Source organism: Corallococcus sp. CA049B (assembly GCF_003611685.1).
Classification (GTDB): domain Bacteria; phylum Myxococcota; class Myxococcia; order Myxococcales; family Myxococcaceae; genus Corallococcus; species Corallococcus coralloides.
In genome coordinates this window covers 34,448-44,889 of the sequence record NZ_RAWC01000015.1, presented here as the reverse complement: position 1 = coordinate 44,889, position 10,442 = coordinate 34,448, and the positions used below count along the sequence as shown (strand labels likewise).

The 10,442-nt window shown below is 70.8% G+C and carries 10 protein-coding genes and 1 pseudogene; 8 read left to right on the top strand and 3 right to left on the bottom strand.

Annotated features, from left to right (window positions below; all coding sequences use genetic code 11):
- The first annotated feature begins 80 nt into the window (after positions 1 to 80).
- From D7W82_RS05585 to D7W82_RS42520, 3 genes and pseudogenes are all read left to right on the top strand, one after another.
- Positions 81 to 581 carry a GNAT family N-acetyltransferase gene (locus D7W82_RS05585; RefSeq protein ID WP_120617360.1) on the top strand — a complete coding sequence of 167 codons (501 nt, stop codon included), beginning with the start codon at positions 81 to 83 and terminating at the stop codon, positions 579 to 581.
- Positions 582 to 655: 74 nt separating this feature from the next.
- Positions 656 to 1,213, top strand: a pseudogene (gene nth, locus D7W82_RS41355) (endonuclease III); the annotation flags it as partial.
- Between the two features lie 71 nt (positions 1,214 to 1,284).
- Positions 1,285 to 1,407 carry a hypothetical protein gene (locus D7W82_RS42520; RefSeq protein WP_370450939.1) on the top strand — a complete coding sequence of 41 codons (123 nt, stop codon included), beginning with the start codon at positions 1,285 to 1,287 and terminating at the stop codon, positions 1,405 to 1,407.
- A gap of 3 nt (positions 1,408 to 1,410) precedes the next feature.
- Here D7W82_RS42520 and D7W82_RS05575 read toward each other — a convergent pair whose 3' ends face one another.
- Positions 1,411 to 2,679 (bottom strand): phosphatidylserine/phosphatidylglycerophosphate/cardiolipin synthase family protein, encoded by a 1,269-nt coding sequence (locus tag D7W82_RS05575; protein WP_120617333.1) that lies wholly within the window; start codon positions 2,677 to 2,679, stop codon positions 1,411 to 1,413.
- Positions 2,680 to 2,831: 152 nt separating this feature from the next.
- Here D7W82_RS05575 and D7W82_RS05570 point away from each other — a divergent pair, with 152 nt between their 5' ends.
- The 5 genes from D7W82_RS05570 to D7W82_RS05550 all read left to right on the top strand — a co-directional run bounded on the left by D7W82_RS05570 (position 2,832) and on the right by D7W82_RS05550 (position 9,027).
- Entirely contained in the window at positions 2,832 to 5,246 is a 2,415-nt protein-coding gene (locus tag D7W82_RS05570; RefSeq protein ID WP_120617332.1) for an acyl-CoA dehydrogenase, read from the top strand.
- Positions 5,243 to 5,758 (top strand): ester cyclase, encoded by a 516-nt coding sequence (locus D7W82_RS05565; RefSeq protein WP_120617331.1) that lies wholly within the window; start codon positions 5,243 to 5,245, stop codon positions 5,756 to 5,758. The genes D7W82_RS05570 and D7W82_RS05565 overlap by 4 nt, the downstream gene beginning before the upstream one ends.
- Positions 5,759 to 5,830: 72 nt before the next feature.
- Positions 5,831 to 6,982 (top strand): serine hydrolase, encoded by a 1,152-nt coding sequence (locus tag D7W82_RS05560; RefSeq protein ID WP_233587317.1) that lies wholly within the window; start codon positions 5,831 to 5,833, stop codon positions 6,980 to 6,982.
- A 118-nt stretch (positions 6,983 to 7,100) separates the two neighbouring features.
- Entirely contained in the window at positions 7,101 to 8,585 is a 1,485-nt protein-coding gene (locus tag D7W82_RS05555) for an MBL fold metallo-hydrolase (RefSeq protein ID WP_304988721.1), read from the top strand.
- Positions 8,578 to 9,027, top strand: a complete 450-nt coding sequence (locus tag D7W82_RS05550; protein WP_120617330.1) for a DUF3293 domain-containing protein — start codon at positions 8,578 to 8,580, stop codon at positions 9,025 to 9,027. The genes D7W82_RS05555 and D7W82_RS05550 overlap by 8 nt, the downstream gene beginning before the upstream one ends.
- 135 nt (positions 9,028 to 9,162) lie before the next feature.
- On the opposite strand, the gene D7W82_RS05545 is transcribed toward D7W82_RS05550, so the two are convergent.
- Together D7W82_RS05545 and clpP are read right to left on the bottom strand one after the other, a co-directional pair.
- Positions 9,163 to 9,483 (bottom strand): hypothetical protein, encoded by a 321-nt coding sequence (locus D7W82_RS05545; RefSeq protein WP_233587316.1) that lies wholly within the window; start codon positions 9,481 to 9,483, stop codon positions 9,163 to 9,165.
- A gap of 213 nt (positions 9,484 to 9,696) precedes the next feature.
- Positions 9,697 to 10,296, bottom strand: coding sequence for an ATP-dependent Clp endopeptidase proteolytic subunit ClpP (clpP, locus tag D7W82_RS05540; protein ID WP_014399808.1), 600 nt, complete (start codon positions 10,294 to 10,296; stop codon positions 9,697 to 9,699).
- Between the last annotated feature and the right edge of the window lie 146 nt (positions 10,297 to 10,442).

Genomic DNA, 10,442 nt, shown 5'->3' with positions numbered 1-10,442 from the left:
TGGCGGTTGTGCAGGGCGCTGCACACGTGCACACCCGGCGCTGCTGGCCGGAGGGCGTGAGTCATGGGACCGTGGAGGTCATGAGCACGGAACTGACGTTGAGGCCCATCGAGGCCCGGGACGACGCGGCGATGGCGGCGGTCATCCGCGCGGTGATGCCGGAGTTCGGAGCGGACGGTCCGGGGTTCGCGATCCACGACCCGGAGGTGAACGCGATGACGGCGGCCTACAGCCGTCCCCGGCACATGTACTTCGTGGTGGAGCATGGGGGCCAGGTGGTGGGAGGCGCGGGCATCGCGCCGCTGGACGGAGGAGCGCCGGACGTCTGCGAGCTGCGAAAGATGTACTTCCTGCCCACGGCCCGGGGCCACGGCATGGGCGAGCGCTTGTTGAGACACTGTCTGGAGTTCGCGCGAAGCGCCGGCTTCCGGCAGTGCTACCTGGAGACGCTGGCGGGCATGGATCAAGCCCAGAAGCTCTACCGCAAGGTCGGCTTCGAACCACTCTGCGCCCCCATGGGCCGCACCGGCCACTTCGGCTGCGACCGCTGGTACGCGATGAACCTGCCCCCGCCCGCCTGACCGCCCACCGGCCCGGCAAGTACGCCCGGCCCGTCACGTCCTCCGGACCCAACTTCCCAGGTCAGGAGGCCCGCATGGCGGTCAAGAAGCAGACGACGACAGGGCCACGGCGGGCGCCGCGCACCCAGAGCGCCCGCGCCGTGCACGCGGCTCCGTCAGACACGGACACGCTCCCGTTCGACATCGAAGAGGTCCTCCGTCGCGTGCGCCACGAAGTCCGCTCCTTCGCGGACGCCGCCATGTTCGAGCTCGCCGCGAAAGGCCACGGCTCCCTCTTCGAACAGCTCATCGCGTGCATCCTCTCCATCCGCACGCTCGATGAGGTCAGCCTCCCCGCCTCCCTCCGCCTCCTCTCCCGCGCGCACACGCCCGAAGCTCTCGCGCGCCTCACTCCGGAAGAAATCGACGCCCTCATCCGCCCCGTCACCTTCCACGAAGGCAAGGCCCACCAGGTCCACGCCATCGCCGTGCGCACGCGCGACGAGTTCAACGGCCAGCTCCCCGCGGATCCGGACGTGCTCCAGTCGTTCAAGGGCGTGGGCCCCAAGTGCGCGCACCTGGCGCTCGGCATCGCCTGCGGCCATGAGGTCATCAGCGTGGACATCCATGTCCACCGCGTCACCAACCGCTGGGGCTACGTGAAGGCCTCCACTCCGGAGCGCACCCTCGCCGCGCTCGAAGCCGTGCTCCCCCGGCCCTACTGGTGGAACTCAACCGGCTCCTCGTCCCCTTTGGCAAACACGTGTGCACCGGCTCCCGCCCGAAGTGCTCCACCTGCCCTGTCCTCCAATACTGCCGGCAGGAGGGCGTCACCTCCCACCGCTGAAGCCTACCGGTCGTGCCCCGCCCACTGCGTGGCCCGCCGCGCGAACCTCCGCCACGGATTCGTCCGGCCGCCGTTCTCCAGGGAAATCTCCTTCGAGTGCCGCACGTCCTTCTCCCAGCACGCCTCCAGCTTCGCAGCGATCTCCCGGTCCTCGAACACCAGCGAGCCCTCGCTCAACTTGTTGAGCGACAGTGAATCCAGGTTCGTGGAGCCCACGACGCACAGCCAGTCATCCACCAGCATCGTCTTCGAATGCAACATCGCCGGCTGGTACTCCCAGATGCGCACCCCCGCCGCCAACAGCCGCTCGTACGTGGACCGCTGCGACGCGCGCACCACCGGCACGTCGTGCATCGGCCCCGGGCCCATCACCCGCACGTCCACGCCCTGACGGACCTTCACCTCCAGCTGCTCCAGGATGTCGTTGGGCGGCGTGAAGTACGCATTGGCGATCCACAGCCGCTTCGTCGCGGCGGCCACCACCAGGCGCACCATCCGCTCCGCCTCGGTGATGCCCAACCGCCCGGAGCTGTCGATGAACGCCGCGCACCCGCCTCCGTCCGCCTCCAGCTTCGGGAAACACTCGCGCGGCAGGAACCCTCCGCCCGACTCAATCCAGTGCTTGGCGAACGTCACCTGGATGCGCCCCACCTCCGGCCCCTCCACCCGGATGTGCGTGTCGCGCCAGTTGTCCTCCTTCAGCCCGTCCCCCTCCCACACCTTCCAGATGCCGAAGCCGCCCGTGTACGCGACGCGCCCGTCCACCACGACGATCTTCTGGTGCGACCGGCTGAGCAGCCGCCCCAGCACCTTGCCCGCCAGCAGCCGGTAGTAGTGCACCTCCACGCCCGCGTCCGTCAGGCGCTTCTCGATCTGCTGATCGAAGTCCTTGTCCCCCGTCGTCTCCTCGCTGCCCACCGGATCCACCACCACGCGGCACTGCACGCCCGCGCGCGAGCGCTCAATCAGCGCCTCCACGAACCGGTCCGACAGCTCACACGGCCGCCAGATGTAGACGAGCATGTGCACGCTGTGCTTCGCCGCGCGGATGTCCTCCAACATCCGGTCGAAGACCTGGCTGTTCGCCAAGAGGTGCATCCGGTGCCCCGGTGACAGCCCTACGCCCGTGGCCTGGTAGAGCGCGAACGAGAAGCCCTCGGGTCCCGGTGGCAGCTCGAACGGGCCCTGCATCTCGTGCTTGCGCGTCTCATCGCCGCTGTCGAACCCATGCGCCCCCGGCTGGGGCAGCAACTCGTCCGTAAGCTCGCTCATGGTCCCAGCAACGTAGGGACGACTGCCCTCCCCCGGGAGTCACCGCCCACCTCCCGCTCCCGCCGGTGAACAGGACCCCATTCCATCGTTGCCGGAGCCTTTCAGCGTGGCGACACTGGCCTTCTTTCCGTTCCCTCGTCTGGAGAGTCCGCATGCTCGACGCCCCATCCCGCCCCTCCGCACGGGAGCTCCTGTCCCTCTCCAGCCTCGCCCCGCTGGTCCCCATGCTGTACGTCGCCTGGACGGACGGCGAGCTGACGGGCGACGAGCTCCGCGCCCTGGGCGCCGCCGCCCGCTCCCAGCCCTGGCTGGACCTCAGGTCCAGCTCCGTCCTGGCCCTCTGGGTGGATCCGCTGCGTCCGCCCCCGCCCCGCGAGCTGGCCCTGGTGCGTGAGCACATCCGCGCCACCGCGGAGAAGCTGGCCACCAGCCAACAGCAGAACCTGGCGGAGCTGGGCGTGCAGCTGGCCCAGGCGCTCGCGGGCGAAGCCCCCCTGAACATCCCGCCCGCGGAGCTGGCCAGGGCCCTGGCCTCCATCGAGGCCACCCTGGGCGTGGACGGAAAGGAGGCGGTGCGCTCACTGGTGCCCAAGGCGTCCCGCGTCCCCAAGGCGGAGCCCCGCTCGCATGCGGCGTCCTTCGACCCCGTGGCGATGACGGCCGTGCTGGAGCGCACCTACTCGAACGTGCGCCAGCAGGTGCGCGGTTGGCTGGAGGACGCGGACTTCCGCTACAAGGAAGGGCTCGGCACCACCGCGTACCGCGACCAGGTCTTCGACTGGCTCAAGCACCTGGCCAATGACGGCCTGGGCCAGCTCGCCTTCCCCAAGGGCCGCGAGGGCGGCGGCGACCTGGGCGCGTTCATCGCCGCGTTCGAGACGATGGCCTTCTTCGACCTGAGCCTCGTCATCAAGGCGGGGGTGCACTTCGGCCTGTTCGGCTCCAGCATCCTGTTCCTGGGCACGAAGCGGCACCACCAGCAGTACCTGCCCCGGGTCGCCTCGCTGGAATTGCCCGGCTGCTTCGCGATGAGCGAGCTGGGCCACGGCTCCAACGTGCGCGACTGCGAGACGGTGGCCCGCTACGACGCGGCCACGGGCGAGTTCGTCCTCCACACGCCGTCGGAGACCGCGCGCAAGGAGTGGATTGGCAACGCCGCCCGCCACGCGCGCATCGCCACCGTGTTCGCGCAGCTGGAGGTGGACGGGGAGCGGCTGGGCGTGCACGCGCTGCTCGTCCCGCTGCGCGATGAGCACGGCAAGGTCCTGCCGGGCATCCGCATCGAGGACTGCGGCGACAAGATGGGCCTCAACGGCGTGGACAACGGCCGGCTGTGGTTCGACCACGTGCGCGTCCCGCGCGACAACCTGCTCGACCGCTACGGACAGGTGACGGAAGGAGGCGAGTACACCTCCTCCATCACCGGCGACTCCAAGCGCTTCTTCACCATGCTGGGCGCGCTGGTGGCGGGCCGCGTGAGCGTGGCGTGCGCGTCGTTGAGCGCGGCCAAGAGCGCGCTGACCATCGCCGTGCGCTACGGCGACCTGCGCCGCCAGTTCGGCCCCCAGGGCGCTCCCGAGGTGCGCCTGCTGGACCACCAGGTGCACCAGCTGCGGCTCCTGCCGCTCGTCGCCAAGGCGTACGCGGTGGACTTCGCGCTGGAGTACCTGGTGGACCGCTACGTCCACCGCACGGAGGACGACGCGCGCGAGGTGGAGGCGCTCGCCGCGGGCCTCAAGGCCTACGCGTCCTGGAACGCCACCGCCACCATCCAGGAGTGCCGCGAGGCGTGCGGCGGCCAGGGCTACCTCACCGCGAACCGGCTCGCGTCGCTCAAGGCGGACACGGACGTGTTCACCACGTTCGAGGGCGACAACACCGTGCTCATGCAGCTGGTCGCCAAGGGCCTGCTCACGGGCTACCGCCAGCGCTTCGAGGACGACCGCGTCTTCGCCGTGCTGCGCCTCATCGTGGACCAGGCCGCCACGGTGTTCACGGACCGGAACCCCATCGCCGGCCGGCGCACGGACACGGACCACCTGCGCGACAGCGACTTCCAGCTGCGCGCCCTGCGCTTCCGCGAGGAGGCCCTGCTCGCGTCGGTGTCCAAGCGCATCCGCAAGCGGCTCACCGCGGGCGTGGAGGCCTTCGAGGCCTTCAACCAGGTGCAGGCGCACCTGCTGGCCCTGGCGCACGCGAGCGTGGAGCGCATCGTGCTGGAGCAGTTCCTGCGCGGCGTGGCGGAGGTGAAGGACGAAGCGCTCAAGCCGGTGCTGGGGCGCCTGGCGGACCTCTTCGGCCTGTCCTGCCTGGAGTCCGCCAGCGGCTGGTTCCTGGAGCACGGCTGGCTCACGGGCCCCAAGGCCCAGGCCATCCGCAAGGAGCGCGTGAAGCTGTGCGAGGAGCTGCGTCCGGATGCCGTGGGGCTGGTGGACGCGTTCGGGATTCCCGACACCCTCCTGGCGGCGCCCATCGGCCTGGGGCGGCTGGCGCCCGGCGGTGAACGGTTCGACGACACGGCGGCTGACAGCGCCCGTGCGGCCCCGGCAGATTCCCGCGCGTCATGAGGACCTGTGCGTCGTGGGTGGTGTTGGGGCTCGTGGGGCTCACCGGTTGCGCGACGGTGTCCCCGGCGGAACGGGCCCGGCAGGTGGGCGAATCCAACAAGGCACGCGCCCGCCTGTTCACCGAGGAGATCTACAACCAGAAGCGCCTGGAGCGCCTGCCGGAGTACATCGCGGCCGACTACGTGGACCGCTCCGAGGGCGCGCCCCAGGACCTGCGCGGCCCGGAGGTGGTGCGCACCCAGGCGGAAGCAGGGTTCACCCTCTTCCCGGACTTGAAGTTCGAGCTGCTCCACGTGATGGCGGAGGACGACTGGGTGATGGTGCGCTGGCGCGCGACGGGCACGGACACCCAGGGCCCGCCCACCGCGGACGGCAGGTCCCGCCCGCTCACGTTCCAGGGGGACTCGCTGTACCGGCTGCGCGACGGCCGGCTGGTGGAGTCGTGGGACCTCACGGACCGGCTGGCCCCGCTGCTCCAGCGCGGGTTCAAGGTCGTGCCGCCGGAGCCCTGACGGCGACTTCCCGCCGCAACTCTTCCGCCCGGCGCGGGTTGAAGGAGGCTCCCTCTCTTCAGGAGCCTCCTGGTGCCCCATCTTCTCGCGTTGCTGCTGACCCTCACCCTGACCGCGTGCGGGAGCGCCCCCTCCACGTCCGGAGGCCCCGCGGACGACGGCGGCGCGCTGGAGACGCCGGACGCGGGCACCTCCGTTGACGCGGGCACCGTGGACGCCGGAAGCCAGGACCCGTGGGCGAACGTGGACGGCATCGTCACGGCGGCCGTGGCGGACGCGGGCGTGCCGGGCCTGTCGCTCGCCGTCTACGACGCCCAGGACCGCCGCGTCTTCGTGAAGAACCAAGGCGACTTCGAGCCCACGCGCCGCGTGGCCATCGCGTCCGCGTCCAAGATGGTGTCAGGCCTGGTGCTGTTCCGGCTGGTGGACGCAGGGGTGCTGTCGCTGGACACCACCACGGGCCAGGTGCTCGGGTGGACGGGCGCCCAGGGCACCATCACCCTGCGCCACCTGCTGTCCTTCACCTCCGGGCTGAATCCCACCGCCAACTGCAACGCGCAGTCCGGCATCACGCTGGCCCAGTGCGTGGATCAAATCGCCGCCGCGGCGATGGTGGCCCCGCCCGGCACGCGCTTCGACTACGGCTCCACGCACCTGCACGTCGCCGCGCGGATGGCGGAGGTGCTCACCGGCAAGGAGTGGAAGCAGCTCTTCGCGGAGCAGGTGAAGACGCCGCTGGGGCTCACCAGTGAGGCGCTCGCGTACTACACCTTCCCGCGCAACACCCTGGGTACCACCAACCCGCTCATCGCCGGCGGCCTGCGCGCCACCATGGACGAGTACGCGAAGCTCCTGGCCATCGTGTACCACCAGGGCATCACCGTGGACGGCGCGCGCTACGCGTCCCAGTCCCTCTTCGAGGCGCAGGCGCGCGAGCCCTACACCGTCGAGGTGGGCAGCTCGCCCATGGCGGACGTGGGGCTGCCGTTCCGCTATGGCCTCACCGCGTGGCTGGAGTGCGCCACGCCGTCCACCGGCTGCGCCGCGGTGTCGTCCCCCGGGGCGTTCGGCTTCACGCCGTGGGTGGACCGCGACAGCGGCTACTACGCCATCCTGGGCATGGAGCTGGAGGTCACCCAGGTCGAACGCGTGGTCGCCTTCGCCATGGCGCTGGAGCAGCAGCTGCGGCCGGCCATCCGGGACGCCGTGGCCCAGACCCGGTAGCGCGGCGAACGGCCACGGGTCCTCCTCGACGCCGCCGGAGTCAGGAAAAACCGGGGCGTAGCGCGATGTCTCCCCATTGACACCTGTGCACCTGAGCCAGCAGGGTCCGGGGATGAGGATGAACGCGGGACCCATGCGGGCCGCGGACAAGGCCCGACAGAAGGCCTTCCGCACGGCCTTTCCCTCCTACGGCCAGAGGCCGTCCTGGGGCGGCAGGTTGTTGCGCCTGTTCGGATGGGGCCTGCTCCTGCTGGGTGCCGTGGTGCTCGTCGTCGTCATCGACGGCTGGCGTGCGTTCGGCAAGGTGCCGGAAGGGGCGCGGCTGGAGCGGATGACGCGCTCGCCGCAGTGGCTGGACGGAGGGTTCGAGAACCCGCAGCCCATCCTGAACAACTGGGAGCGGACGCTGTCGGACCTGTTCAGCTCGAGCGCGGATAGCACGCCCCGGATGCCGGTGGTGGTGGACCGCATCGACCCGAAGCGCTTCGCCACGCCGCCCGAGGACGGCTTGCGCGTCACCTGGATGGGGCACTCGTCCACGCTGGTGGAGGTGGACGGGCACCGCGTGCTCACCGACCCCGTGTGGGGCGAGCGCACGTCGCCGCTGGGGTGGATTGGCCCGAAGCGCTGGTTCCCCGCGCCCATCGCGCTGGACGCGCTGCCGCCCATCGACGCGGTGGTGATTTCGCACGACCACTACGACCACCTGGACTTCGCCACCATCGACGCGATGAAGGACTGGGACACCACGTTCGTGGTGCCGCTGGGCGTGGGCGAGCACCTGGAATACTGGGGCGTGCCGGCCAACCGCATCGTGGAGCTGGACTGGTGGGAGCGCACGAAGGTGAAGGGGCTGGACATCGTGTGCACGCCCGCGCGGCATGCGTCGGGCCGGTTCCTCCAGCAGAACAAGACGCTGTGGGCGGGCTGGGCGCTGGTGGGGCCACAGCACCGCGTCTACTACTCCGGCGACACAGGCCTGTTCCCCGCGATGGAGGAGATTGGCGCGAAGCTGGGGCCGTTCGATTTGACGATGATTGAGACGGGGCAGTACGGCGCGGGCTGGCCGGACTGGCACCTGGGGCCGGAGCAGGCGGTGCTGGCCCACCGGCTGGTGCAGGGCCGCTTGATGCTGCCGGTGCACTGGGGCCTGGTGACGCTGGCGTACCACGGCTGGACGGAGCCGATTGAGCGCTCGCTGGTGGCCGCGAAGCACGACGGCGTGGGCATCACCGCGCCCCGGCCCGGGCAGGACTTCCTCGCGCTGGCGCCGCCGCCCATGGAGCGCTGGTGGCCCGACCGTCCGTGGAAGACGGCGGAGGAGGCGCCCATCGTGGCCAGCCAGATTCCGCCCAAGCTGCGGGAAGGACACCCGGCGCTGCCGCTGCTTCCGGTGCCCGCGGCCGTGAGTCCGCAGGCCGCGCAGGCCACGAAGTCGAACGCACCGGCGGCACCGTCCACCGTGAATCCGGCGGTCGCGAAGCCCCAGCCCGCGCCGACGAGCGTGAATCCTCCCGCGATGAACGCACCGCCCGCGGCCGTGGCCACTCCCGTCCCCAATCCACCGGGTGCGGGAGCCGCGGTCGCGACGCCGCATGAGTGACGCACGGCGGGCCGCGCTGCACGGGGCCTTCAAGGCCACGGGCTACGTCGTGCGCCCGCATCCACTCGTCGGCGACCGCAAGCACGTGCTGCGCGTGGCTGCCTTGCATCCAGGGCTCGACGCCGCGCTCGCGGCTCACGGCTTCACCACCTGGGCCTTCCTCACCGCGTGGAACCCCCGCGCGCACGCGCGCCCGCTCCGCACCAACGCGCGCCTCCAGCAACGGCTGCTCACGCTGCTGGAAGCACAAGGCCACCTGAGCGTGTCCGCCGTGGGCGTTGCGGAGGACCGTCGCTGGTCCGAGGAGAGCCTCTTCGTCCCCGGCTTGTCCCGCGATGAAGCCCTGCGCATGGGCCGCCTGTTCGACCAGGAGGCCGTGCTCTGGGGTGCCGTGGGCGGCGCCGCGGAGCTGGTGATGTGCCGGGAGCCCGCGAGCGCCTGAGCCCGGTAGCGGCCACGTCACCTCCGACGGGACGACACGCATTCGGACCCCGGCCCTCACCTCGCCGCGGAGAGCTCGGAGGCCACGCCGCGCCAGGCCCCCGCGCTCGACCGCATCACGCGGCGGCCGTAGCCCTCACTGGGGGCCCGAGCCGCCCGTCGCGGGGCTCGATTCGCTGGGCAGGGAGGTCCTGGGGATGGGCAGCAAGGAGGGGTTGATGTCGATGACCCGCTCCCTCGTCACGCGCTGGGCCAGCTCGTCGAAGTCCAGCTCCAGGAACTTCCCGGAGCCCTCCTCCGGGAGCGCGAAGCGGATCCGCCAGTAGTTGGGGCGGATCCGCACCGCCTGGCCCGCTTCCGCCAGCACCATGCCGTTCTGCCGGGCGTACTCCGCGCCCGCGTCGACGACGTTGCGCTCCCCCAACTCCTCCTGGACCGACTGGGAGCTGGGGGGCACGGGCTGGCGACCCGTGGGACCGGTGGCACAACCCACGCCCGCCAGGAGGGCAGGCAACAGAGCGGCGGCGAGGAGGCGGGGCAGCATGTCCAGACGTTGGACACGCACCCGTCAAGCTGCACCGTGGGGCGGCTTGCGAAGCCGCCACCCGTCGAATGCCTGCCCGGAGCAGCGGCACGGGGCCTGCTCCTCCGGTCCCTGCTGGAATGGAAACTACTTGGGCGCCGGCACGCCCGAGGCGCGCTCCACGACCTCGTCGATGAGGCCGTACTGCCGGGCCTCCTCGGCGCTCATGAAGTAGTCGCGCTCGGTGTCCTTCTCGATGCGCTCGATGGTGTGGCCCGTGTGCTTCACGAACAGGCCGTTGAGGTACGTGCGCAGGCGGAGGATCTCCTTCGCCTGGATGTCGATGTCCGTCGCCTGGCCCTGCGCGCCACCCAGCGGCTGGTGGATCATGATGCGGCTGTTGGGCAGGGCGTAGCGCTTGCCCTTGGAGCCCGCCAGGAGCAGCAGCGCGCCCGCGGAGGCCGCCTGGCCCACGCAGATGGTGGACACGGGGCACTTGACGTACTGCATCGTGTCATACATCGCGAGCGCCGCCGTGACGGAGCCACCGGGCGAGTTGATGTAGAGGTTGATGCCCTTGTCCGGGTCCTCGGACTCCAGGAACAGCAGCTGGGCGACGATGAGGTTGGCCACATCGTCGTTGATGGGCGTGCCCAGGAGGATGATGCGGTCCTTGAGCAGACGGCTGTAGAGGTCGTACGCCCGCTCGCCGCGGTGCGTGGTCTCAATGACGAAGGGGACGTTCATGGCCCCCGTACCCTAATCGTCCCTCATCCCGCGCGCTCCCCCCTTCTTGCCGGAGCGTGCGCTGTCCCACGCTTGCCCCTCGCCAGCCCGGGCCGGACCCCGGGCGGCCCGGAGATTGAAGAGGGCCGTCCGCTCATGGCAAAGGG